The 25,572-nt window shown below is 50.9% G+C and carries 21 protein-coding genes and 2 CRISPR repeat arrays (1 of these 23 only partly in view); of the genes, 13 read left to right on the top strand and 8 right to left on the bottom strand.

The annotated features are described in order from the left end of the window. A CRISPR array of direct repeats spans positions 1 to 303; the repeat unit is 28 nt; unit sequence GTTCACTGCCGCATAGGCAGCTTAGAAA (it extends 685 nt beyond the left edge of the window). A 550-nt stretch (positions 304 to 853) separates the two neighbouring features. Beyond that, the gene (locus EHW58_RS06160; RefSeq protein ID WP_152795411.1) at positions 854 to 1,102 is read left to right on the top strand and encodes a type II toxin-antitoxin system ParD family antitoxin; all 249 of its coding nucleotides are present in this window, start codon (positions 854 to 856) and stop codon (positions 1,100 to 1,102) included. Continuing rightward, on the top strand, positions 1,099 to 1,416 hold the full coding sequence (locus EHW58_RS06155; protein WP_152795409.1) for a type II toxin-antitoxin system RelE/ParE family toxin: 318 nt from the start codon (positions 1,099 to 1,101) through the stop codon (positions 1,414 to 1,416). Before EHW58_RS06160 ends, EHW58_RS06155 begins: the two co-directional genes overlap by 4 nt. Positions 1,417 to 1,625: 209 nt before the next feature. Here the strand turns inward: EHW58_RS06155 and EHW58_RS06150 are convergent, their stop codons facing one another. Next, entirely contained in the window at positions 1,626 to 1,910 is a 285-nt protein-coding gene (locus EHW58_RS06150) for a helix-turn-helix transcriptional regulator (protein WP_172969947.1), read from the bottom strand. Beyond that, positions 1,903 to 2,226, bottom strand: a complete 324-nt coding sequence (locus EHW58_RS06145; protein ID WP_152795407.1) for a type II toxin-antitoxin system RelE/ParE family toxin — start codon at positions 2,224 to 2,226, stop codon at positions 1,903 to 1,905. Before EHW58_RS06145 ends, EHW58_RS06150 begins: the two co-directional genes overlap by 8 nt. Positions 2,227 to 2,480: 254 nt before the next feature. Between EHW58_RS06145 and cas1f the strand changes: the two genes are divergently transcribed. From cas1f to cas6f, 6 genes are read left to right on the top strand one after another with little or no spacing between them, the layout of a single operon-like run. After that, the gene (gene cas1f / locus EHW58_RS06140; RefSeq protein ID WP_152795405.1) at positions 2,481 to 3,452 is read left to right on the top strand and encodes a type I-F CRISPR-associated endonuclease Cas1f; all 972 of its coding nucleotides are present in this window, start codon (positions 2,481 to 2,483) and stop codon (positions 3,450 to 3,452) included. Further along, positions 3,449 to 6,895, top strand: a complete 3,447-nt coding sequence (gene cas3f / locus EHW58_RS06135) for a type I-F CRISPR-associated helicase Cas3f (protein WP_152795403.1) — start codon at positions 3,449 to 3,451, stop codon at positions 6,893 to 6,895. The genes cas1f and cas3f overlap by 4 nt, the downstream gene beginning before the upstream one ends. A gap of 37 nt (positions 6,896 to 6,932) precedes the next feature. Beyond that, complete coding sequence (gene csy1, locus EHW58_RS06130; protein WP_152795401.1) at positions 6,933 to 8,282, top strand: type I-F CRISPR-associated protein Csy1; 1,350 nt, start codon at positions 6,933 to 6,935, stop codon at positions 8,280 to 8,282. Continuing rightward, complete coding sequence (gene csy2, locus EHW58_RS06125) at positions 8,282 to 9,274, top strand: type I-F CRISPR-associated protein Csy2 (RefSeq protein WP_152795399.1); 993 nt, start codon at positions 8,282 to 8,284, stop codon at positions 9,272 to 9,274. Before csy1 ends, csy2 begins: the two co-directional genes overlap by 1 nt. Before the next feature lie 16 nt (positions 9,275 to 9,290). Then, positions 9,291 to 10,274: a type I-F CRISPR-associated protein Csy3 gene (gene csy3, locus EHW58_RS06120; protein WP_152795397.1), complete on the top strand. Its 984-nt coding sequence runs from the start codon at positions 9,291 to 9,293 to the stop codon at positions 10,272 to 10,274. Positions 10,275 to 10,283: 9 nt separating this feature from the next. Continuing rightward, positions 10,284 to 10,931: a type I-F CRISPR-associated endoribonuclease Cas6/Csy4 gene (gene cas6f, locus EHW58_RS06115; RefSeq protein ID WP_152795395.1), complete on the top strand. Its 648-nt coding sequence runs from the start codon at positions 10,284 to 10,286 to the stop codon at positions 10,929 to 10,931. Between the two features lie 149 nt (positions 10,932 to 11,080). Next, positions 11,081 to 12,009: a CRISPR direct-repeat array (repeat unit 28 nt; unit sequence GTTCACTGCCGCACAGGCAGCTTAGAAA). An 848-nt stretch (positions 12,010 to 12,857) separates the two neighbouring features. Here the strand turns inward: cas6f and EHW58_RS06110 are convergent. From EHW58_RS06110 to EHW58_RS06095, 4 genes are all read right to left on the bottom strand, one after another. Continuing rightward, positions 12,858 to 13,754: a DMT family transporter gene (locus EHW58_RS06110; RefSeq protein ID WP_152795393.1), complete on the bottom strand. Its 897-nt coding sequence runs from the start codon at positions 13,752 to 13,754 to the stop codon at positions 12,858 to 12,860. A 118-nt stretch (positions 13,755 to 13,872) separates the two neighbouring features. Then, on the bottom strand, positions 13,873 to 14,358 hold the full coding sequence (locus tag EHW58_RS06105; protein ID WP_227986286.1) for a DUF2780 domain-containing protein: 486 nt from the start codon (positions 14,356 to 14,358) through the stop codon (positions 13,873 to 13,875). Between the two features lie 100 nt (positions 14,359 to 14,458). Further along, positions 14,459 to 16,063: an ABC-F family ATPase gene (locus EHW58_RS06100; protein WP_152795391.1), complete on the bottom strand. Its 1,605-nt coding sequence runs from the start codon at positions 16,061 to 16,063 to the stop codon at positions 14,459 to 14,461. Positions 16,064 to 16,253: 190 nt separating this feature from the next. Then, a complete protein-coding gene (locus tag EHW58_RS06095; protein WP_152795389.1) occupies positions 16,254 to 17,741 on the bottom strand; it encodes a carboxypeptidase M32 in 1,488 nt (495 codons plus the stop codon). Between the two features lie 110 nt (positions 17,742 to 17,851). Here EHW58_RS06095 and EHW58_RS06090 point away from each other — a divergent pair, with 110 nt between their 5' ends. Further along, entirely contained in the window at positions 17,852 to 18,430 is a 579-nt protein-coding gene (locus tag EHW58_RS06090) for a gamma-glutamylcyclotransferase family protein (protein WP_152795387.1), read from the top strand. Between the two features lie 79 nt (positions 18,431 to 18,509). Here EHW58_RS06090 and EHW58_RS06085 read toward each other — a convergent pair whose 3' ends face one another. Then, the gene (locus tag EHW58_RS06085) at positions 18,510 to 19,532 is read right to left on the bottom strand and encodes an OmpA family protein (RefSeq protein ID WP_152795385.1); all 1,023 of its coding nucleotides are present in this window, start codon (positions 19,530 to 19,532) and stop codon (positions 18,510 to 18,512) included. Positions 19,533 to 19,803: 271 nt separating this feature from the next. Continuing rightward, a complete protein-coding gene (locus EHW58_RS06080) occupies positions 19,804 to 20,505 on the bottom strand; it encodes a DUF2786 domain-containing protein (RefSeq protein WP_152795383.1) in 702 nt (233 codons plus the stop codon). Positions 20,506 to 20,629: 124 nt separating this feature from the next. Between EHW58_RS06080 and EHW58_RS06075 the strand changes: the two genes are divergently transcribed. The 4 genes from EHW58_RS06075 to EHW58_RS06060 all read left to right on the top strand — a co-directional run bounded on the left by EHW58_RS06075 (position 20,630) and on the right by EHW58_RS06060 (position 25,392). Next, the gene (locus EHW58_RS06075; RefSeq protein WP_152795381.1) at positions 20,630 to 21,526 is read left to right on the top strand and encodes a hypothetical protein; all 897 of its coding nucleotides are present in this window, start codon (positions 20,630 to 20,632) and stop codon (positions 21,524 to 21,526) included. A 103-nt stretch (positions 21,527 to 21,629) separates the two neighbouring features. Then, on the top strand, positions 21,630 to 23,996 hold the full coding sequence (locus EHW58_RS06070; RefSeq protein WP_152795612.1) for a DNA polymerase II: 2,367 nt from the start codon (positions 21,630 to 21,632) through the stop codon (positions 23,994 to 23,996). Between the two features lie 60 nt (positions 23,997 to 24,056). Then, positions 24,057 to 24,341, top strand: a complete 285-nt coding sequence (locus tag EHW58_RS06065) for a DUF1289 domain-containing protein (protein WP_172969946.1) — start codon at positions 24,057 to 24,059, stop codon at positions 24,339 to 24,341. Between the two features lie 88 nt (positions 24,342 to 24,429). Beyond that, positions 24,430 to 25,392 carry an ion channel gene (locus tag EHW58_RS06060; RefSeq protein WP_152795377.1) on the top strand — a complete coding sequence of 321 codons (963 nt, stop codon included), beginning with the start codon at positions 24,430 to 24,432 and terminating at the stop codon, positions 25,390 to 25,392. The last annotated feature ends 180 nt before the right edge of the window (positions 25,393 to 25,572 follow it).

Below are 25,572 nucleotides of genomic sequence, written 5' to 3'. Positions count from 1 at the left end.
AAAAACGGTATCAGCTTTGCTCCGCTCGACGTCATGTTCACTGCCGCATAGGCAGCTTAGAAAGTTAGCGCGAATGACATAGAAGAACACATCACGTTCACTGCCGCATAGGCAGCTTAGAAAGGCCACTTTTTCTAAATAGCCAACCTGCTCGTGTTCACTGCCGCATAGGCAGCTTAGAAATACCAAGAGATTTTTGATGCTTGTCTTTATTAGTTCACTGCCGCACAGGCAGCTTAGAAATTCAGTCGCAGCGTAGTACCGTGTGATGTTCGGTTCACTGCCGCACAGGCAGCGTAGGTGACACAAGCCCCAACACTATGTTGGATAGGGGACATTGCCAACGGGCGCCTTTCACGATCGAGGTTAATCGTTGGCCTTAATGTCGGAGGCGCGCAGTCCGCTTGGGTAATACATGACAGACATCGCACTGGCGCTTGTCCGACCTACACACCATTTTAATATCGGCGGTGCCATTGGCGTACATTGGTTATCGGAATAGCCACTTTTGGCCCGATAATACCATTGGCGTAGGTGACACAAGCCCCAGCACGGTGTTGGATAGATGCACATTGCCGACGGGCGCCTGTCACGATCGAGGTTAATCGTTGGCCTCAATGTCGGAGGCGCCAGTTGCACTGCGCGCGGTGCAAATCACACCTAGCTTGTACGATCGAGTTAGCGCTTCTCCGACCTACGCACAGGCAGCTTAGAAAGGATTGAATGAGAAGTCTTATGTGTGCTGCTGTAAATCCAACGTTGTTCGGCTGAATCAATATGAGTCAAAAAGTTGGGAGTCACTTACAAAAAGCGCTATATTCATTATTCATATTTATGAATAAGTGCGATAGTTATGGCAACAACAAGTTTAAGCTTAGGGGAGCACTGGGAAGTGTTTATTAAAAACGAGGTAGCAAGTGGCCGGTACGGCTCTGCTAGCGAGGTTGTTCGTGATGCATTACGCACGCTTGAGGAACGCAAAACCAAACTGGATGTGTTGCGCGCACATCTTGATGAGGGGGCTCAACAGGCAGCCAGTGATACGTTTGTCGATGACTTTTCAATGGATGAACTGATTAACGACTTGGACGCAGAATCTTGACGGCGAGCCAAACAAAAAAGCAGGTTCGTATTACGCCCAGAGCACGTGATGATCTTAAAAATATTGGTCGTTATACTGAGCGGAAATGGGGAAAGGCGCAGCGTAACACTTATCTAAAGCGTCTAGCTGCGCGGTTTAACTGGCTAGCAGAGAACCCGCAACTAGGCCAGCATAGAACAGACATTGAAGACGGATACTATTGCTTTCCTGAAGGACAACATCTTGTCTTTTATCTTATCCGACGCCATGCAATTGATATCATTGGTGTTCCTCATAAAGAAATGGACATTATTAACCATTTCACTATTGGTTAGTGCGCACATTGTGATTGATAACTACTGACATACGCACTACTAATGCGATCTTCCTTCAAATTCTTTGCTATGTTCACTGCCGCACAGGCAGCTTAGACACTGAAAATAATTGTTTTTTATGTCAGTTCATTGTTAGTGGTTGTGGCATCGAGGAAGAAGGGGATGGTTAAAGGTCAATAAAAGCGTATGACTAGCAATGACCATATACGTCAATTTGACGCATGTTTATAGCCAAAGTTAAGCTTGCAATTGCATGCTTTTGCATAGCTAAGCAGGGTTTTAAGGGTTGGATTACCTTTCCCTTTTTCAAGTCGAGAAATATTGCCTTCTTTCGTCCCCATACGTTCTGCAACCTGCTGTTGAGTTAGCCCGGCCTGCTTACGCATACTGAGTAACATATCGATCAACTCAAACTCAGGCGTCAATTCATCGTATGCTTGTTTCACGTCTGGTTTTTGCAATGCTTTCGCTTTTAGTGCTTGTAGGCTATTCACTTTTCACCTCTTTCATACGCCCTGTTGCCAATGCTAAGTCGTTCTTTGGTGTCTTTTGGCTTTTCTTCACAAATGCATGAAGGACATAGATGTTGGGGCCGTCTAAATAGCAGAATAGACTGCGTCCGATCCCTTCTTTTGCTTTGGCACGAATTTCAAACAGGCCGTTACCTATTGATTCTGTGTGAGGAGGACCTAAGTTTGCGCCATGTTTTTCTATTAGTTCAAGCAGCTTGAGCATTCGCGCTTGAATCTTAGGAGGCATGTTGAGAATGCTCTCTTCCACGCCTGGGTAAAAAACAATGTTCCAGTTCATCTCTTACTTCTTTTTATCATATATGATAATTTTTTATGGGTCAAAATCCACTTATCATACCGAGTAATCTCGGGCAATCTTGGCTGATTAGTATTATCTGGTTCGCATAACAATCGCACAGACATCAGAATGCGATCTTCCTTCAAACCCTAAACTGTGCCTTGTTTCACGGGCATGCGTTGCTATTTTTGTTACCTTTCAAATGCTTGTGAGTGATCTGCTTGGTCACTCGGACAATCACGAAAGGGACACCCATGGACGATCTCTCGCCCTCGGATCTTAAAACCATCCTTCATTCTAAACGCGCCAATATGTACTACCTCGAGCATTGCCGTGTGATGCAAAAAGATGGGCGTGTGTTGTACTTGGCGGAGGCGAAACGCGAAAACCTCTACTTTAATATCCCCATTGCCAATACCACGGTGTTGTTGCTCGGGACTGGCACATCAATCACTCAAGCGGCGATGCGTATGCTCTCGCAAGCGGGCGTGCTGGTTGGCTTCTGCGGAGGTGGCGGTACACCACTGCATATGGCAACTGAGGTTGAGTGGTTTACACCGCAAAGCGAGTATCGACCTACTGAATATCTGCAAGGGTGGTTGTCATTTTGGTTTGATGATCAAAAGCGATTGGACGCTGCGCGAACTTTTCAGCTGGCACGCCTGAGTTACTTAAAGCAGGTCTGGCAAGCGAGCCGTGAGCTCAAGCTTGAAGGGTTTGATGTGGCCGAATTGGCCGGCGCACTCGATACCTTTGTGGAGCGAACTGACAAAGCCAGCAAGCCGGCGGATTTATTGCTTACCGAAGCGCAGCTCACCAAAGCGCTTTACAAACACGCGGCGAACCGTACTCAAAAAAACGGTTTTAAACGTCAGCATGAGGCGGACGATCTCGCCAACCGCTTTTTAAATCATGGCAACTACCTAGCTTATGGCTTGGCGGCGAGTTGTCTATGGGTGCTTGGGATCCCGCACGGATTTGCGGTGATGCATGGCAAAACCCGTCGCGGCGCGCTGGTGTTTGATGCCGCGGACTTAATCAAAGATGCCACCGTGCTGCCTTGGGCGTTTATATGCGCTAAAGAAAACGCCACCGAACAAGAGTTTCGCCAGCAAGTTCTGCAAGCCTTTATTGAACACAAAGCGATGGACTTTATGTTCAACACCATCAAAGCCATTGCGCTGCAAGATGATTCCGACGATGAGATGACGGAGCCGCAACGATGATGGTGACCTTTATTTCTCAGTGCGAGAAAAAGGCACTGAAGAAAACCCGCCGCGTGCTTGATGCCTTTGCCAACCGAATTGGTGACAACACCTGGCAAACATTGATCACCGAAGATGGCTTAAATACGGTGCGAAAAATGCTGAGCAAAACCGCCAGCCGCAGCACCGCGGTCAGTTGTCATTGGATTCGTTCGAGAACTCATAGCCAACTCGTGTGGATTGTGGGTAATCGCCGCAAATTTAACTTAGAAGGCAATGTGCCGGTTAATCGTACTGAGCTGGACTTTAGCCACAAAGAATGGGAGCAGGGCTGGCAGCTTAATGAGGTGATTGTACTGGCAACGGCCATGGCGGGATTGTTTCATGATTTTGGGAAAGCCAATGCGTTGTTTCAGCAAAAGCTTCGCGGCCAAACAGTACACCAAGGTGAACCGTATCGCCATGAGTGGGTGTCGTTGCGTTTATTCGAGGCGTTTGTCAAAGGCAAGGCGGATCAGCAATGGCTTGATGAGCTTAGCGAGCTTACGCCTGAAACCGCCGTTGAGCATGAAGCTGCGATACTGGCGCGACTGTTTACTGAAACAGACGACTATCAACCGGTCTTTGATCACTTATCGCCATTTGCACGTATCGTGGCTTGGCTTATTGTCTCGCATCATCGGTTGCCCGTGAACTATGATGCCGACAACGCGCCAGTTGAACTCTCGCAAATCGACCAATGGCTGAGCCGTTGCTTTGGCAGCCACTGGAATGCGCCCAACGCGCTTAACCTTGGTAAATATGACCCGCAAGCACTTGCCGATAACTGGCGGTTTCCTGATGGCACCCCGTTTTTAAGCCAGCCTTGGCAACACAAAGCGTGTCAATTGGCCCAGCGTGCCCGCCAATATCCGTGGAGCGCTCATGGACAAGTTGATTGGTTATCGCAGCGGTTTCTCAGCCATATGGCACGTTTATCATTAATGCTAGCGGATCATTATTACTCGTCACTGCCACTGGAGAAATCCAAGCCCAAATGGCGCGATCGCCATTACGTGCCGATTGCTAATACAGACCCGTCTCAAGGCAAACGCAAAAACGCGCCGCCTAAACAACAGTTAGATGAGCACAATATCGGTGTGGCCATTAATGCGAGACGCTTTGCAGAGAATTTACCCTCACTTAAATGGACAATGCCGGCGATTGCTCAGCACCGCCGTTTTAGCCAAGGCGCCGAACAAGAAAAGTATCGCTGGCAAGATATCGCTTATCGGAAAACCAAAACTATCGCTACTCAGTCGGAAACACAGGGATTTTTCGGCATTAATATGGCGTCCACAGGCTGCGGGAAAACCATCGCCAACGCGCGCATTATGTATGCGTTATCGGACCCTTGGCAGGGGTGCCGTTTCTCGGTGGCGCTGGGGCTGAGAACACTTACCTTGCAAACCGGCGACGCGTATCGCGACTTGCTAAAACTTGGCGATGATGAGTTGGCTGTGCTCGTTGGCTCGCAAGCAATCCAGCGCTTGCACGAGGCGCAAAATACGTCACATCAGTCTTCCGGCGGCAGTGAATCTACCGAAGACTTTCTCAAGCAACTGTTTATTAGCTACGAAGGGCAAATATACGATGGCCGGTTGAAACACTGGCTAAGTAGTCAGCCTAAGCTGGAGAAATTGGTAAGTGCGCCGGTGTTGGTGAGCACGATTGATCATCTGATGCCCGCCACTGAAAGCCTGCGCGGCGGCCATCAAATTGCGCCTATGTTGCGTTTGCTCAGTACCGACTTAGTGCTTGATGAGCCCGATGATTTTGGTCTTGAAGACTTACCGGCGCTGTGCCGCTTGGTAAATTGGGCAGGCATGTTGGGATCGCGAGTGCTGCTGTCATCGGCGACCTTGCCGCCTTCGTTAGTAAAAAGCTTGTTTGATGCCTATCGTGCGGGCAGGGCGCAGTTTAATCATGCCCAGTTTGGCGACAACGCTTCGACGCATGAGGCTGACGATGCGCCTGTGATTTGCGGCTGGTTTGATGAGTTTACCAGCGAGATCCAGACGGTGACGAGTAAAACCGGTTACGTGACTTACCACCGCGACTTTGTCGCAAAACGCGTTAAGCGATTAGAGGGCGAGCAACAGGTGCTACGCAAAGGGAAGGCGGTAGACACCTCCGCGATTACCTCTTTGGCTGTTCCCTCTAAGTCCAGCGAATCTCATCTCGATTTTGGGCCGCTAGCGCAACTTATCCATACCCATATTCATCAGCTGCACCATGCGCATCACCAAACTCATGCATCCGGCAAAACAGTGTCGATAGGCGTGGTGCGCATGGCCAATATAAACCCTATGGTCGCGCTGACCCGCGCGCTGGTGCAAATCTCGCCAGATCCGGATCATGCGCTCTTTGTTTGCCCGTACCACTCACAGTTTCCGCTGGCGCTGCGGTCTTATCGAGAGAGCCGCCTCGATGCGGCGTTAAATCGCCATGATGAAGCGGCGATTTTCGAGCAGCCAGAGATTCGCGATGCCATTGAACACTGTGATGCCAACCATTTAATGTTTGTGGTGGTGGGCACGGCGGTGGTGGAAGTCGGACGCGATCACGATTACGACTGGGCCATTGCCGAGCCGAGTTCAATGCGTGCCTTAATTCAGTTGGCGGGGCGGGTACAACGTCACCGCCAGCAAGCGCCGGCGACCGCCAATATTCATGTGCTCGAGCAGAACGTCCGTGGGTTAAAAGGCAGGCATCCCGCTTATTGTAAGCCAGGCTTTGAAAGCGCTGCTATCCCGCTTGAAAAAGGTTACAAGGTCACGCTTGATGAAGGGCTGACTGCAATTTCCGCTACGCCGCGTATTCAGGAAATCCCTAAGCTGGAAAAATCTGCATTTATATTTGCTTCGTCGGCAAAAAGAGCGGCTAAGCCGGTGAGCCACTGGGGCGTACAGGAACACCGTGCGTTGCGCTTTACGTTGGAGTTGACGGGCGGGGAAAAATATCAGTCTGATTTTTTCCGAACTGGCAAGGAAGCCGAGCTTTGGTGGAATGAAACACTGATCAGTCAAGCCGCTGGACTACGTTACCCCGGAAAACATGCTAGCTGGAGCGGCGAACTGATCCGGCGTACTCCGTTTCGTCACAGCCAGCCCCAAGAAAGCTTTGTGTTGGCTTATAACGACGATGACACACTGGCTTGGCAGCAGTTAGATACCTCACGTTATCCCTACCAATACGCCGATCACTCATATCGCTTTAAACCCGTCGATATATCGCTAGCAGCCGGTTGCCATTGGTGGTTTGACGTTGATCCTGAAGCGGTTTATCAGCACTTTGCTGACCAACTGGGATGGCCGGTAAAAAAAGCGAGCCAGCACTTGGGCGAAATACGTCTCGCGGCTGAGCGGGAAGGCCAAAATATCACTTGGTGTTGGCATCCACAACTGGGTGCTTATCGGGAATAAAAAATTTAATGGAACAAATAGGATAAAGGAAGCGCTTATGGAACACAGCCTATACGATGCGCTGCTGGCATATATTGGACAGCGCAAACAGGCGAAGCTTGAGCCCTTGCAAAAGGCGCGCGATAAGGCCTTAAAAGCCGCGGCCAGCCAAGAGCAAGAGGCGATCGCCAATGCCGATTATGCGGAACAAGCGGCGCCGATCGAAGCGAAGTTTGAGCCAATTCATTGGATCACAGACGCCGCAACGCGAGCCAAGCAAATCAGTCTCGCCACCCATTGCCCCAAATTTGTTCACAGTGATGCTAAAGCGAGTAGCATGCTGGTGACTGAGATCGATAAGAGTGAATTTCACTACCTCACCAGCTATTCGCTGACCGATAAAGCCATTGATGCGGTCGGCAATGCGGCTGCGTTGGATGTGGCGCGTTTTTTAAAAATCACAGTGGAAGGTGAGTCACTCATTTCTCAGTTACAAGCCGGCCATATCAACGTGCTTAAGCTACTCACTGATGACGCTACCTTGCTAGAGACTTGGCGTGCGGGCTTTTCACTGGCACTCGGCGATCAGGTGTTATCGGCTCATAATTTGATTAAGCAAACCTACTTTCCAGTGAATGAAGGTGAGTATCACCTGCTGTGTCCGCTATATTCATCCAGCCTCGCGCACACGCTGTACACTAAGGTCCGTGCGACACGGTTTGGTGAAAAAATAAAAGCGATTCGTGAGGCAAAGAACAAACAGCATTATCACCCAGAGCGGTTAGAAGCCTTTCCGCGTACTGTTAAACAAACTTTTGGCGGCTCTAAACCGCAAAACGTGTCACAGCTTAATAGTGAGCGTCATGGCGAGGGTTTTTTACTCAATGCCGCCCCGCCAAGCTATCAGCAGCAGCCGGAGGATCCAAGCAAGCAAACCAGCATCTTTAATCGCCGTTTAGCCTACCAAGCCAGTCACTTGCTTCACGATTTTCGCGCATTTCTGGCAAGCCTTACCGAACGGGATCGTAATTTTGCCACCCGTTATCGGCGCGATCATGACTTTATTCTGCCACTCACTGACTTGGTGTTTGACTATGCCGCGCGGGTTCAGCAGCAAGTTCCAGCCGGTTGGAGTCAAGGCACTGATGATCAAGCATGCCGACTAAAACGTGAACATGCACTTTGGCTGGATGTGTACAACCCTGACGATCAATTTCAGCGAGAGCGTGACGCACAAGCGTGGCTGGACACTGTTGCCTCTGATTTTGCCGCTTGGTTACTGCGCCAGCTTGAGGACAAACAACACTACCTGCTTGGTGATACGGAGTTCAATTATATCCGCAAAGTGTTCCTAACCCAGCTCAAAGCGTTTGAGCGCGACACGCCTCAATTTGAGGAGAACCGATAATGGCACAGTATTTATTGCTTAAGCACATTGAGGTGCAAAACGCGAATGCGATCGCAGGGCTGACTTATGGTTTTCCGGCGATCACGCACTTTCTCGGCTTTGCCCATGCGCTATCACGTCAACTTCCTGGTGCCTTGGGGTTGCGGTTAGGTGGCGTGACCGTGGTCAGCCATGAAAACAATGTTCATGTGCGGCAGCCCACAGGGTGGGGCGACTATGTTTTTGCCTTAACCCGCAATCCGGTCACCGCCAAAGGAGAAACAGCATCGATCAATGAAGAAGGACGCATGAACATGCAAGTCTCTTTGCTGATCGAGGTTGAGGGATTGATTGCTGGTGATAAAGCCGCGGCAGCACAATTGATCGCAGAAGTGAAAGATTTGGCGCCTCAGCGACGGCTCGCTGGTGGGCAAATCTTAACCATTGGCGAGGTTGATTTGCTCGCGGATGCAAGCATGCAGAAAAAAGCGTTGCGCCGCCTCATGCCGGGCTTTGTCCTTTGCGACCGACATGATTATCTCGCCCAGCATCATCAACATCTATTGCAACACAATGCGCAAGCCAGCTTATTTGATGCGTGGTGTGAGTTTGCCATGTTGACGTACCACGCTGTCGCTGATGATGAACACGTACCTGACGACGATAACCAACCGATTCCGGCGCAATGGCAACGCGTGCCCAAACCTAAGCCAGGATATTTGGTGCCGATCATGACGGGCTACCGCGCGATTTCCCCTTGTTATGCCGCAGGTGAGGTCGCCAATGTGCGCGATCCGGAGGTACCAGTAAGTTTTGTCGAAGCGGCATACAGCGTAGGTGAGTGGCGTAGCGTCCACCGCCTTAAGGATATCGACGACGCATGCTGGCGTTATCACGGTGAGCATCCTTGGTATCTTGCCCGTGTGATGGCAGCAACACATGACGAACCCATTGAACCAGACGTTGTTCCCACAACGGATGATAACACTGACTTTGACCCCGACTTTTTGTAATTAAGGAGACTTCATCATGGCTGATAAAAAACTGACCACCCCTTCCGTGCTTGCCTTTGAAGCGAAACTGGTACCTTCCGATGCACTAATGTATGCGGGGAACTGGGAAAAAGGCGATTGGCAACCCATTCAAGTGGGAGAGAAATCGGTGCGAGGCACGATTTCGAACCGCTTAAAAGCGGCCACTGCCAATGATCCCGCCAAACTGGATGCGGAAGTATCTAAAGCCAACCTGCAAACGGTCGATATTGCAGCGCTACCGCATGATGCTGATACGCTCAAAGTGGCTTTTTCGCTGCGTGTGCTCAGTGGGTTGCATGTGCCGTCAACCTGTAACAATCCAGACTATCAGCAAGCACTGGCTGATAAAGTGCGTGACTATCAATCAGAAACCGGTTTTAAAGAACTGGCGCAACGTTATGCACACAACATTGCTAATGGGCGTTTTTTGTGGCGCAACCGTGTCGGTGCTGAGCAAGTTAAGGTGGTGGTCACCGCAGGCGAGAAGCAATTTAGTTTTGATAGCTACGAATTTAGCTTGCACGATTTTGACGCGCACCCGGATGTCACCGCGCTGGCAGAGGTGATCCAATATGGCCTGACAGAAGCGCATGCGCTTATTCATGTTGAAGCCTACTGCCAACTGGGCGAAGGGCAAGCGGTCTACCCCTCTCAAGAGCTGGTGATGGGCGGCGGTAAAGGCGATAAAAGCAAGTTCTTATATCAATTAGATGGCCAAGCCGCGATGCACTCACAAAAAATCGGCAACGCGCTGCGCACTATTGATACCTGGCATCCTGCCTATGATGAAGTGGGCGCAATTGCCATTGAACCTTATGGCTCAGTAACTAACCGCGGAGCGGCGTATCGTCAGCCCAAAGAAAAGAACGACTTTTACAACTTGCTCGATGGATGGATGTTAAAAGACAAAACCCCAACGCTCGAGCAGCAGCATTACATTATGGCGATGCTGATCCGCGGCGGCGTGTTTGGCGCGTAAGGAGGCACAATGCAGTATTACATTGATATCACCTTGTTGCCCGACACCGATATTTCGGCAGATTTTCTCTGGCACAAGGTGTTTCAGCAAGTGCACATTGCCTTAGCGGAAAACAAAATCGGACCGAATCAATCGGCCATTGCGGTGGGGTTTCCGGATTACCGCCAAGGTGATTTTCCACTCGGCCATCGGTTGCGTCTGTTTGCGCAAACTGAGGCGGCATTTGAGCAGCTTAATATTCAGCGCTGGCTGTCACGCCTGACCGATTACGTGCATATCAAAGCCGTTAAGCCGGTGCCAGACGGGGTGAAAGACTATGCCTACTTTAAACGCTGGAACTACAAATCGCCGCAGCGACTGTATAAAAAACTCGATCGGCGAGCGGCCGCGATTGCCAGCAAAAATGGTTACGATGAGGAGGAAGTAAAGCGTCGTTTGTTGGAAAACATTAAAACGGACGACAAACGCTGGTCCCTGCCTTTTATTCAAGTGACCAGCCTGTCGAGCCAAAAACGAGCAGGGCAGCCAAATACCGAGTTCGCCCTGTATATCGAGCGGGAACTCACCAAACAGCCGCCCAATAATGGCCAACCATTCACCTGTTATGGGTTAAGCAGACGAGAGCCCGACCAGCAAAGTGCGGTGCCGTGTTTTTGAGGGGGCAACCCCTCTTTACCCCTTCTTTTTGGCTCTTTAAAAATAAACCGAAAATACAGTCAGTTACAGCAGGTGCTTTTTAACAAGGGTAAAAGTCCATTTTTATCCTAACGGCCTGTTGTCACTGACGATTGTTACGTTATTCTATAGTTCACTGCCGCACAGGCAGCTTAGAAATTGTTGCTTTAAAGTCCTTAACTAATCGCTTAGTTCACTGCCGCACAGGCAGCTTAGAAAAACATCCAGGGCAAAACCCTCGACCAGTTTTTGTTCACTGCCGCACAGGCAGCTTAGAAAATCACGTCCAATCCAGCAACGCGGTACTTACTGTTCACTGCCGCACAGGCAGCTTAGAAAATCAATATTGCAGGCAGGCCAACCGACTTACGGTTCACTGCCGCACAGGCAGCTTAGAAATCCATTAGCTAGAGGCATAATAGTCTGGTGCTGTTCACTGCCGCACAGGCAGCTTAGAAATGACACATCGTCAACAGGGTCGCCATTGGCGTGTTCACTGCCGCACAGGCAGCTTAGAAAAACTACGGGGGGCACATTCCTTTGTTGTTCTTGTTCACTGCCGCACAGGCAGCTTAGAAAAATGAACTTTTTCAGAGCGTCAATTGCCCCCGGTTCACTGCCGCACAGGCAGCTTAGAAATCACAATGGTTGACCCGCGCGTCTTTGAGAAAGTTCACTGCCGCACAGGCAGCTTAGAAACCAAGTACGCGTTAATCAAATCGTATGACTCCGTTCACTGCCGCACAGGCAGCTTAGAAAATAAGGGTGTCGGCACTCCATACTTGTTTTTTGTTCACTGCCGCACAGGCAGCTTAGAAATACAAGACCTTGCTGATATTGTTGACGGCGGTGTTCACTGCCGCACAGGCAGCTTAGAAAACGACTGTATGTTCTGATCGATATCGGCAAGAGTTCACTGCCGCATAGGCAGCTTAGAAAGCTTAGATGCAGACGATATGGCGAAAGGGGCTGTTCACTGCCGCATAGGCCGCTTAGAAAATCTAATCGCCCCCTCAAGAAACCAAGTCTTTGGTTGACTGCCGCATAGGCAGCGTAGGTGACACAAGCCCCAGCACGGTGTTGGATATGTGGAAATTGCCAACGGGCGCCTGTCACGATCGAGGTTAATCGTTAGCCTCAATGTCGGAGGCGCGCGGCGCAAATCACACCAAGCTTGTACGATCGAGTTGGCGCTTGTCCGACCTACGCACAGGCAGCTTAGAAAAAGCTGGATATGGGTGATATTGACGGTCTTACGTTCACTGCCGCACAGGCAGCGACGATGACACAAGCCCCAGCACTATGTTGGATAGGGGACATTGCCAACGGGCGCCTGTCACGATTGAGGTTAATCGTTGGCGCCGATGTCGGAGGCGCGCAGTCCACTTGGGTAATAGATGGCTGACATTGCACTGGCGCTTGTCCGATCTACGCACAGGCAGCGACGATGACACAAGCCCCAACACTATGTTGGATAGGGGACATTGCCAACGGGCGCCTGTCACGATCGAGGTTAATCGTTGGCGCCGATGTCGGAGGCGCGCAGTCCGCTTGGATAATAGATGGCTGACATTGCACTGGCGCTTGTCCGACCTTGTATCTCTACGCACAGGCAGCTTAGAAAAATTCGGCTGGCCGTCGATGTTAGCCATGATGGTTCACTGCCGCATAGGCAGCGTGGGTGACACAAGCCCCAGCACGGTGTTGGATATGTGGAAATTGCCAACGGGCGCCTGTCACGATCGAGGTTAATCGTTAGCCTCAATGTCGGAGGCGCGCGGAGCAAATCACACCAAGCTTGTACGATCGAGTTGGCGCTTATGCCATTGACGAAGGAGGCTTCGCAAACCAAAATTGGCCTCAAATGAAGCCAGTTTTGCTCGTATTAAACCTTTGAATATGCGAGTGTTATACGATACGTCGCCGAAAGAGGCGGTGTCCCACGGCATTGAACAACGCGCCAGCGACAATTAACCCGCCACCGATATATGTCCAGATCGAGGGCACTTCGTTAAATATCCATACCCCAATTAATGTCGAGAACACGATTTGAATATAGGCGTAGGCAGAGGCTTGTCCCGCTTGTTGGGTTTGCATCGCTTTAGTTAAGCCGTATTGGCCAACTTGGGTAAAGACGCCGACTAACACCAACAGCAAGGTCAGTGACAGGCTGGGCAGTACAAAAGACGGCCACATCAGCACGGTGGAAACCGGTAAGGCGATCATGGGGAAATACAAGATGATCACTGAGCTGTCTTCGGTGCGACTGAGTTTGCGCACAATCACATAGGCAATCGAGCTGCCGAATGCGCCCATTAACGCCACTACCACGCTAAAGGTAGGAAGTGCATCGTCAATGGATGCATTGAGGTTAGGTTGCACCATAATATAGAGCCCGGTTAAACACAGGGCGATACACACTAACGTCGCCCCTTGTAAACGCTCTTTAAGCAGCACGAGCCCTAGGAAGGCGGTAAATACTGGGTGGGTGTATTGCAACACGGTGGCTTCGGCGAGTGGCAGCGTCGTTACCGCATAATACACACACATCAATGCCATGGTTCCCAATACGCCGCGCAATAAAAGTAACGGTTTGTTGTTGCCCCAAGGTGATAGGCCTTTGCGTCTGACATCGGAATAACTGATGATTAGCGAGACCAAGGCTCGCGATGCCACAATCTCAAACACTGGGATGCCGTTGATGCTGACATATTTCACACAGGCCGACATGAGCGCGAACCCGAGTGCAGAGAGGAGCATATAGCGGATCCCGATGGGGATCGCAGAGAGAGAAAAGGTAGGCATAATCACACGGCGTTGAACAACAAGGCGGATATGATAACGCGTCTCGATGCTTTTTTCTTGCCGGTTTGTTAAATAAACACGCGACCCTCAAGGCCGCGTGTGGAAAGCGAGTGTGAGGTTAGGGCCAAAGTTGGGTAAGGGAACTGAGCAACCCTTGACTGGCACCTTGTTGCCCAAGGTACTCAAGCACAATGGGCACAAATTGTTGAAGCGTTGCAGGGTCAATCCCGAGTTGCTGTGTGACGTCGTATAATGCACTGATGGAGCCAATGCCGCTGCTGACGCCTGAACCGCCAAGTAGCGAAGACAGTGATGTTAAATCGGGGCGGAGATTGGCAAGCTCTTGTTGGTTGTTACCGGTGAGGTTATTAGCTGCCATCGCTAACAATGCAGTAGCGCCGCCGGCGGCTTGCGTTGAACTTACATCCACTTGGTCGGTAATCGACTGGACAAGGGGAGATTGGCTGGCCTGGTCATCCGCGAATTGCGTCGCCATTTGCGTCATCACATCGGTCGTTTTATCGCCTTGGCCGAACAGTGCGTAGCTTGGTGTTGCGAAAATAAGACTTGAGAGCGTCAGAAAGGTCGCCGCGTATTTCATCATGATCATCCATTAAGCAGAAAAGAGAACCGTGATCTAGGTATAGCGAGGATCGCCGCTGAAATAAAGCACCTCAGCGGCAAAGTGTTGGCGAGTCTCAGCGTTAAGCCACGGCACGCACTTTTTCTAAATGGGCGAGGTACTCATCGTAACTGCCATTAAAGTGGATCAATTGCTGATCTTTTATCTCAATAATGTCGGTGGCCAGTGAGGAAACAAATTCACGGTCGTGGCTGACAAAAATTAAGGTGCCAGGGAATTGCTCTAGCCCTTTGTTGAGAGATTCGATGGCTTCCATATCCATGTGGTTAGTCGGCTCATCCATCACAATCACATTGATATCTTGCATCATCAATTTGCCAAACATCAGGCGGTTTTTCTCGCCCCCTGAACAGCTTTTGGCTTTTTTATTCACATCATCAGCCGAAAACAGTAAGCGGCCTAAAATGCCACGAACCATCAAATCATCGTGCTTGGCCGTACGCCACTGCGACATCCACTCAAACACGGTGAGATCGTTATCAAACTCAGCGCTGTTATCTTGCGCACAGTAACCAATGGATGCGTTCTCTGACCATTTGATCGTGCCTTCGCTTTGCGCAAGCTCACCGACCAAACAGCGTAGCAGCGTTGATTTACCCACCCCGTTTTCGCCGATAATGGCGAGACGCGAGCCGGCTTCCAGTAAGAAGTGGCCACCACGGAACAGGGGCGAATCGTCAAAGGCATGGCCTACCTCGCGCAATTCGACCGCTTGACGGTGGAGCTTTTTACTTTCCGTAAATTGGATATACGGGTGCACGCGACTGGATGCTTTGACTTCATCAAGTTGGATTTTTTCCATGCGTTTCGCACGAGAGCTGGCCTGTTTGGCTTTGGAGGCATTGGCCCCAAAACGGTTAACAAAGTCTTGCAGCTCACTCAGTTCGGCTTCTTTTTTGGCATTGCTGGCCAGTAATTGCTCGCGTGCCAAGCTGGATGCTGCGACAAAGTCATCGTAGTTGCCGGGGTAAACACGAAGCTCACCAAAATCGATATCGGCCATGTGTGTGCACGTGGCGTTAAGGAAATGACGATCGTGAGAAATGATAATCATGGTGCACTGGCGCTGCTGAAGCTCACCGGCCAACCAGTTGATGGTGTGAATATCCAAGTTGTTGGTTGGCTCATCCAACAGCAAAATATCAGGATTGGCAAACAGGGCTTGAGCAAGCAGCACGCGCAACTTCCACCCCGGCGCCACTTGCGCCATCAGGCCAAAGTGAAGCTCTTCGGCAATACCCGCTTGTAGCAGAATGTCGCCCGCGCGGCTCTCGGCGGTGTAACCGCCCATTTCGGCGAACTGGCTTTCTAGTTCCGCCACGGCCATACCGTCTTCTTCGCTCATTTCCGGCAGAGAATAAATGCGCTCTCGCTCTTGCTTGATTTCCCACAGCTTGCGGTCACCCATCATCACCGTATCAATCACTGAATACTGCTCATAGGCAAATTGGTCTTGGCTGAGCTCGCCCAAGGTTTGTCCTGGGGTGACGGACACATTGCCTGCGGTAGGCGTGAGCGCACCACTCATGATTTTCATCAGAGTTGATTTGCCACAACCATTGGCACCGATTAACCCGTAGCGGTTTCCGTTACCAAATTTGGCAGAGATGTTTTCGAATAGCGGCTCGGCACCAAATTGCATGGTGATATTGGCGATTGAAATCAAAAGAGTTTCCTAGCGACTGTACTCAAACAAGGCCCGTATCGTTTATGACAAGCGATAAATCCACGGCCCAGCGAGGAGGGTGTAAAGATAAATACGACTGAGCGCGCATTGTACAGAAATGTGATGGAATTAACAGATTAACCTGAAGAAACCCAAGCCAGCTGGGCTGGCGTGGGGAATGTAGAGAGGCTTACAAATACCGCCCTTGAATATACTCGCGGAAGTGGGTGGGATTGAGGGTTTCGCCGGTGGCGTCTTTGAGTAGGTTATCGGTTGAGGTGGTGCTGGCGCGTTGCCAGATATGTTGGGACAGCCAATCAAATATCGGTGACAGATTGCCGCTGGCGATAATGCCATCCACGTCCAATTGCTGGCGCATCGCTTGCATCAATTGCGCGGCATAGAGGGCCCCTAGCGTATAAGTCGGGAAGTAGCCAAAGCTGCCATCGGTCCAGTGGATATCTTGCATGCAGCCGTTTTTGAAATTCCCGGCGGTGCTGAGGCCAAGATATTGCTGCATTGCGTTGTCCCAGCGCTCAGGGATATGCTCGACCTCCATCTTGCCACTGATCAGATCGCGTTCAATGTCATAGCGCAGCATAATGTGCGCGGGGTAGGTGACCTCGTCGGCGTCGACGCGGATATAGCCAGGTGATACCTGAGTGAGCACGCGGTGGAGGTTTTCGACCTGAAACGCGGGATCGTCTTGGCGGTTAAAGGCCTGCTTGGCTTGCTGACAGATTAATGTTGCGAAGGGTTCACTGCGGGCGAGCTGCATTTCAAAAAATAGGCTTTGACTCTCATGCACACCCATTGAGCGCGCTTTGCCAACCGGCAAGCCGGCAAGGTGTTTGGGTAGTCCTTGCTCATAGCGCGCATGCCCCGTTTCATGGATCACGCCCATTAATGCTGAGGTAAAGTCCTGCTCGTCGTAGCGGGTAGTAATGCGCACATCGGTTGGCACGCCACCACAAAATGGATGAGTGCTGACGTCTAATCGACCATGTTCGAAGTCAAAACCCAGCAGCGCCATCATTTTCTCGCCTAAGGCTTTTTGCTGAGCCTCTGCAAAGGGACCTTCGGGCAACCGTGTGGTTTGCTGGCTTTGCTTATCCACTACCGCTTGAATGGTGTCTGGTAGCCATGTTTTAAGCTCGCCAAACACTTCATCGATGCGGCTAGCGGTCATGTCTGGCTCGTAAAGATCCAGTAAAGCGTCATAGGGCGAGCAGTTTTTTTGATCGGCTCGGATGTGAGCTTCTTCGCGCGCGAGTGCCACTACTTCTTTGAGATTTTTGGCGAAGCCGTCCCAGTCGTTATTTTGACGCTGCTGTCGCCAGGCGTGTTCACATTTGGCACCGGCTAAGGATTTGGCCTTCACTAAGGTGTCAGGGAGTACACTGGCATGTTGCCACTGACGCTTCATTTCTCTGAGGCTGGCCCGTTGGGCGTCATTGAGCCGGTCTTGTTGTTCATCCAACGCGCTAAACCAGTCATGCAGTTCATGCGTAGTGAGTTGCTGATGGGTATAGAGTGCCAATTCAGCCATGGCGTCGGCACGGGCTTGACTGCCCCCGCTGGGCATCATGGTGGCTTGATCCCAACCGCAGATTGCGGCAAGGTGCTGAAAATGCGAAAGGCGCTTAAAATGTGCTTCCAGCTTATCGAGTGGTTCCATTATCACTTCCTTGTTGACAACATTGCCGGATATTCTGGCAATTTCAGTGAGAAAAGCAAGGCAGCGCCTCTGGTTCTGCCAGCGAATGCAATAAAGGAGTTTGCAACGTCATGTATCTATTTGGGTACGGGAGTTTGATGAATCCAGCCTCACGGGCGCTGACAGGCGACTCAGGGTGGGCCTGTCCGGTGACTGTCAGTGGACTTAGCCGCCACTGGAGCAATGTGAGTGAGGCATTTATCTCACCGCTGGTGGTGCTTGAAGGGGAGGGTGAATGCAACGGGGTATTGGTAAACATTGACCCAGAATCACTGCCCGATTTTGATCGGCGCGAAGCGGGTTATCAGCGTTTACAGTTAGCCGAATCAAACATTGTTTTGCCCGAAGACGTTATCCTGGATGGTCCCGTGTATGTATACGTTGCTGATGCACGGCGTGCCCCAGATGCAGATAAGCCGATTGCGCAATCCTATGTGGATACGGTAATGGCAGGGTGTTTGCGCTATTCGACGGACTTTGCTCGCGCCTTTTTAACCACCACTCAGGGATGGGAAGGCGCTTATCATAACGATCGCTCAGCGCCAAGATACCCGCGGGTGGCGGGCGTGAGTGATCAAGACAGAATCGAAATAGACCGTTTGATGCAGAACCATTTACAAGGTGTTGTCGCGCCCTCCGTCAATTTTTAATCTCGCGAGCACAACAAAACAGGCCACCGCTCAAACGGTGGCCTGTTGGGCGTTTAAGTCATTTTAAGCGCGGGTGGCGTTAATTGACTTCCACGTACACGATCTCGGGCGAGGTAACCTCAACGCGGCGGTTTTGTGCGCGTCCTTCCGGCGTGTTGTTACTGGCGATGGGATCGGCTTCGCCTTTGCCTTCGACGGTGAGGCGGCTCGCATCGATACCCGCATCCAAGAACACATCTGCCACCGCTTGTGCGCGCTCAACAGACAGTTTCTGGTTGTAAGCCGCTGGGCCTTTGCTATCCGTGTGACCCACAATCGTCGCGGTGGCTTGTTCGTGGCGAAGTAAGCGGTCAACCAGCGGTTGTAATGATGCCGCCGCTTGGTCAGAGAGTGTGGCTTTATCAAAACCAAACATTTCGGTTTCGCCGGCTTCCGAGAGCACGATTGATTGTGGTTCAACCACGGGTTGTGGCTCTGGTGCAGGCTCTGGCTCTTCCATCACTGGCTCTTCAACCATCGGCTCTGGCATTGGCTCGTGGTTAGTGCGTCCAAAGTGATACGTCATACCGACAGTGACCAAATTGTTATCGACGCTTGAGAAGTAGCCATCATCCATATCGTTGATGTGCTGATATTCAAGGCGAACGTTAAGTTTTTCAGTCGCTTGGTGATCGACACCTAACGCACCCATCAGTGACACATCATCACGATCGCCGGCGTTGCTATTAAAGTCCCACATGGCGCCACCAAGCTTACCGTAAAGCGCCGTATCAGGTTTGAAGTGATAAGAAAACTTGGGCGCAAGTGTCAACGCAGTCAGATCGCCCGAGGCGCCAACAGTGGTACCTGATTGGTCAAATGCGGTATCAAAGCGGCCTAAGTAATCATAGGTGCCTTCGAGCGCAAACCAATCGTTGAAATCATACCCGGTGATTATCCCCGCGCCGAGCTCTGAATCTCCGCAATCGGTGTCAGTCACACAGCTATCTTCTAAAAACGAAGGACCAATGCGGCCACCCATATATAGGCCACTGTCTTGCTGTGCATAGGCGGTAGGTGCCACCGCGATTAATAACCCTAGGCTTGTCACTATTTTTTTCATGCCACTGTCTCCTCAGTAAGGATATGAAGAATTATTTTACGCATTTGCTGCTTGTTATAGGCTCACATTAGCTCATAGCAACTGGACTGCCAGCGGGCAGCGCCAATAGCCATTGATAACGTGACGTGGATCCTAGGCTAGACCTGAGAGGCGTGTAACACAATAGGCGAGAAGCGATTTGACCATGATTTGACGTGTTTAACACAGGTGTCTTATTGATGGGAAAGTGCTGACAAAGGCCGGACATAAGCCGGCCTGTGATTCATCAAGGTTATGACTTTCGGGTCCCCGTCAGGCGCTTTTGTGGGCCTTGCCCATTCACAGGGCGGCTGACTGAGATTTCGCGGCCCTTTTTCATTCCACGCTCGTAGTCATCTGTCATGGCCGCCATGGCTTCTTTCAGTTGCTGCTTAAAGGTCTCGCGGTCAATATTGGCGAACTCTTTATCGATATAGCTTTTGATTTTGTCGTCGCTATCACGCGCGTCAAGCTGAGGAAGTTTATCGAGCGCGCCCTCAAGCCAGCCTGTGGTAAATGACTGTACGCGCCGCGTCACCTCTTGCGTACTGGTGCCTGTGCCTGCAAAGCTATTGCGAAACTGGCCGATATGTTCATTCATATCACGATAGACCACATCGAAGGCAAAGGCCGCAAAGATGGCACGGTCTGCATCACCAATAAACTCGGCCTGCTTTAGCCCCTTGTGATTGACGAGCACACACTCCACCCCAAACCGGCTATTGATACCGCGAATGATTTTTAAGATCGATTGGCCAATTGAAGCGGGTAATAGCTTTTCTGAGCGCGTTTTGCCCATGCTGATGAAGTCAATGTCGTCCTGGTCGAGACCATGCTTACGCATCAGCCGCTCGGCCATTTTGATCGCCTGCGCTGCCTCATTCACATTGGCGGAATTGCTGAGCTCGAGACACTTAGCAATTTTTTTGAGCGCTTTGCTTTTCGGATCTGACATGCATACTTCCCGGAAACGAACAAACGCGTATTGTATCGCGTCCGCAAGAGACAACAAAGGGTTGAAAGAATGGGTGGCTGCGTTCGGTCTTGTTGAAAGAATCAGTAATAAGGTATGAGGACGAATGAAAAGAGCGAATCGTGTCATTGGCGCGTTAGTGGTGGTTGTGGTTGCGGTGATCAATGCCGAGGTGGGCCGCCGTGTGATTAATCAATGGATTGATCCGGCCAGTTACATTGGCCTTTGGTTGTTATCTGCCGCCGTCATGGCGTTGGTAGGGCAGCGATTTTCCCCGCTAAAGGACGTGGCCAACCGTTGGCAAGGGGAAGCTCTCGCCTCGCGTCAAATGCCGCATTTTACCACATGGCGCCTTGCAGGCTTGCTTTTCCTGGCGGTGACCAGCGCGGTATTCGCCTGCCGATTACTTGATATCGCCACCTTGGGATTGGTCGTGGTGGCGAGTGTGCAAGGTGTCTTGGGGCTGGTATCCCGTTCAACGCATCAACATTGGTTGTGGATGGGGTTAATGTTGATTTTCGCGGGACTGGGATATTTACTCGCGCCGGGCATGTATGCCCCCAGTCCGTTAGGCATGGTGCTAGGGCTGATTAGTGGTGCTGCATGGGCGAGTTTTTGGCTACAAGTGACCCAAGGTGCTCATCAAGCTGACGTCATCGTGGCGACCAGTTTACGGATGAGTTTATTGTTGGTGCTGCCCCTAATCATCTTTACCTTACCCAATGGTTTTCTTTCTCTGCGCGGTGTTGGGTTTGCTGTCCTTGCTGGTGCATTGTTTGTGTTCGCTGCTGGGGTATTTTGGCGTATGATGGCATCAACCCAGAGATTGTTGGCACAACAGCTCGTTTGGGTGGCCGTCTTGCTCGCCTTAATGGGTCTGGTGGCTTGGGATCAAAGTAGCATGATGAATATGCGACTCACTAGCGCGGCTGTGGTCGTGGTGGTTGGGGTAGTTGTCATTGGTGTTGCCGGGCGCGCTGAGGATCCCGACCAACTTACTTAGGGCTGTTTATCTATACAGTGGTTGGTGGGGTTTGTTACACTGAACACATGACCTACACAATGCAACCGTGATAACGCCTGTGTCCTCACTCTCTTCGTCCTACATGCAGCAAGGCTTCGTGATCACGCGCCAACAGCGTGATCGCGGCCAAACCACGTCGATTGTACTGTGGCTATCGACGCCAGATGGTCCCGTAAAGCTGTGTATTGATGATCAGCAAAGCGTGTTTTTTGTGCCTCAAGAAGAAAAAGCGCGAGTGGATGCTTTACTCCCATCGGTTGATCCTCATGCTTACTGTAAAGCGGTGTCATTATCCACCTTTCAACACACCCCCGTGGCGGCTTGTTATTTCAGTAGTGTGAAGCGCGCGCAAGAGGGGCAGAGGGTGATAAGCGGGGCGGCTATTCCTTTGTATGAAGGGGATATTCGGCTCGCCGACCGCTATTTAATGGAGCGGTACATTTGTGGCAGCTTGTTGTTCACCGGTCAAGCACGTCAACGCCAAGGTTACCTAGAGGTGACGCAAGGCAAAGCGAAACAAGCAGACTACACCCCCACATTGCATCATGTGTCTTTGGATATTGAATGCTCACAAAAAGGGCAACTTTATTCAGTGGGACTCGCGAGTGAAAAAGATAGCCGAGTGATCATGGTGGGCAGCCCGCAAGACAATGCCCCTGATTGGATAGAGTGGGTCGATGACGAAGAAGCATTACTGAGCGCGCTAGAAAGATGGTTTGCCTATTACGATCCTGACGTTGTGGTGGGTTGGAATGTGATTGATTTTGACTTTCGCTTGCTTGTGAAGCGCGCCCACATCTATCAACGTGATCTACGTCTTGGGCGTGGCGGAGAGCGAGCTTATTGGCGGGATGGGGGGAGCAATAAACCTGGCTTTATCAGTTTGTCGGGGCGGGTGGTGATTGATGGTATCGACGCACTAAAAACCGCGACTTATGGGTTTCGTTCATGGGCGCTAGAGGCGGTTGCACAAACGTTATTGGGAGAGGGAAAAGCGATTGATAATCCCCATGATCGCATGGCCTCCATCAATCGCATGTTTCATCACGACAAAGTCGCACTGGCCACCTACAACTTACAAGACTGTGTTTTAGTCAACCGTATATTTGCTCACACCCATTTACTCGACTTTCTCATTGAACGATCGCGGTTAACCGGGGTGGAGCTTGACCGTGTAGGGGGCTCGGTAGCGGCCTTTACCAACTTGTTTTTACCACGCCTGCACCGATCGGGATATGTGGCGCCTAACCTTGCCAGTGAAGGGTGGATAGCAAGCCCCGGCGGTTATGTGATGGACTCAAAGCCTGGGTTGTACCACTCGGTGTTGGTCTTGGACTTCAAATCGCTGTATCCCTCTATTATCCGCACCTTCCTTATCGATCCCTTGGGGCTTATCGAAGGACTTAAAGCGCAAGAGGCAGGGCAGGACGCGGACACGGTGCCAGGCTTTCGAGGCGGCGTCTTTCATCGTGAAAAACATTATCTCCCCGCCTTGATTGATGATTTGTGGCAAGCCCGCGACCGGGCAAAAAAAGCCGGTGAAAAAGCTTTTTCACAAGCGATAAAAATCATAATGAATTCCTTTTATGGGGTGCTGGGCTCACAAGGGTGCCGGTTTTTTGATCATCGTTTGGCATCGTCGATTACCATGCGTGGCCATGAAATCATGAAAACCACCCGTGAATTGATTGAGGCGCAGGGCTTTGAGGTCATATATGGCGATACGGACTCGACGTTTGTGTCCTTGGGTGGTGAGCAATCGAGCGAACAAGCGGACCGTATTGGTCAGCAATTAGTGAGTGAAATCAATCGCTGGTGGCAAAGCCATTTACGCGACACATATGGGTTAGACTCGGCCTTAGAAATCGAATACGAAACCCATTACCAACGCTTTCTCATGCCCACCATTCGGGGTCAAGAAACGGGCAGTAAAAAGCGCTACGCCGGCCGCGTAGTAGACAGACAGTCTGGCGAGGCAACACTGGTGTTTAAGGGGTTAGAAACCGTTCGTACCGATTGGACCCCGTTGGCACAAACTTTCCAAAAACAGTTATACCAACGTGTGTTTGATGGTGACGAGGTAGACGGGTTTATTCGTGAGATTGTCGAGCGTACCAATCAGGGTGAGCATGACGATGCATTGGTCTATCGCAAACGGCTGCGCCGACCCTTGGCGGAGTATCAAAAAAATGTGCCACCGCACGTGCGCGCGGCGCGGATGGCAGAGAGCGAAAACCGTAAACTTGGGCGTCCCGAGCAATATCAGCGTGGTGGTTGGATAGAATACGTGATCACGGTAAATGGCCCGGAACCCTGCGATTATTTGCGTAGTCCAATTGACTATCAGCACTATATCGATAAACAGCTTAAGCCGATTGCTGACGGTATTTTACCTTTTATTGGCAAAGAGTTTGATACGTTGGCGCTGCCGCAACTGGGGTTGTTTTAATCTAAATTTGCAATTTCGTTGCCCACCCGCTTGAATGAAAGAATCAGCAGGGAGGTCGACGTGGAACAGCTCGATTTTTTCGAGGTGCCGAACCCGTGTAAAGGCATCTGTCAGGTCAACAATAAAGGCTATTGCAAAGGATGCTTTCGCAGCCGCGACGAGCGTGTTCACTGGTATACGTTTACCAACGAGCAAAAACGCAATGTCGTCCGCCTTTGCCATCAGCGTTACCTGCGCATCTTGCGTGCGAAAAGAAAACAGGCGCAAGATGCGGCTTTAGACGCAGAGCCCCTGCCTTACCAACCTTCTTTGTTCGATGAACTAAACGACGACTCCTCGTCTTAGTTATTTGCTTTCCCTCTCCCTTGATTGAACGGCATGTTCGCTGGCGAGTTGGCACGTCCTTTCTAAAATAGAAATAGGAGGGCGAGCGATGAGCGGTAAAGTATGTGGGTTTAAAGCGCGAAATGGGTGGCAATGTGATCAGCAAGCGGGTGAGTCCGGTCTTTGCTATTGGCATGATCCTAACATTGACAAGCGACACCATGACGTAAAAGCGGATGTAGAAGCGTGGGCAGCTTCGGGCCGGCCACTGGATGGTTTTCAGCTGGCGCGCACCAACTTGACTGACATTCATTTGGTCAATCGTGGTAACAAGCAAGGTTACTCCTGCCAAGGTGCGGATTTCTATCGTGCGAATTTAACCGAAGCGCATTGCTTTGGCCTGGACTTACGCAATGCGTCGCTAATGAAAGCCAATTTACTGCGCGCCAACCTTAATTGTACCCGTCTCGATGGCAGCAATTTATTGGGGGCGGATATGGCGCGCACGGGGCTCGAAAATGTCGATTGGGGAGCGCAACTTAAGCAAGAGCGGTTGGCTTTTTTGGAAAAGGATCCGTCTCGGCGTCAATCTTTGTTCCAAGAATCGGAAGAGGTATGCCGCAACATCCGCAAACAATGTGAAAAACAAGAGCTGTTTGATGTAGCGGGATATTTTTTCAAAAAGGAAATGCGGTTTCGCCGTTATCAGATGCCGAAGCTCGGCTTTCAGCGCGCACTATCGAAGACGGTCGATTTGTTTTGTGGTTACGGTGAGGATCCGTTACGGGTAGTGATTTTTTCCGTATTAGTGATTGCGTCTTGTGCGCTGGCGTATTTTGCGCTGGGTACCACACAAGCCAACCCGATTTATCCGGATCTGACTGGCGTCGAAGCCCGCTTTTATGAGTTGCTGAATGCGCTGTATTTCAGCGTGGTGACCTTTACCACCCTAGGATATGGCGATATTACACCGTCTGGCTTTGCTCGCTTTATTGCTGCTTTTGAGGCATTTCTGGGGAGCTTTACCATGGCGCTCTTTGTGGTGGTGTTCGTGAAGAAGATGACGAGGTAGGAACGGAAAAGCAGAGGAAGAACTCACAATGAAAAAGGCGCCACAAAGGCGCCTCAGACTGCTGACAAAGGTCTAGCTTTCGAGCTAGACCTTTGATCTAATAGGAGTGTCGCAATAGGGATGCTCCGGTATGCTTCAAGAACCTTCTCCACACCAATATGAACTTGAAATGGTGACGAT

The organism is Salinivibrio sp. VYel1, assembly GCF_009377945.1.
Classification (GTDB): domain Bacteria; phylum Pseudomonadota; class Gammaproteobacteria; order Enterobacterales; family Vibrionaceae; genus Salinivibrio; species Salinivibrio siamensis.
The sequence above is the reverse complement of the archived record's forward strand: the minus strand, read 5'-3'. Positions and strand labels throughout refer to the sequence as shown.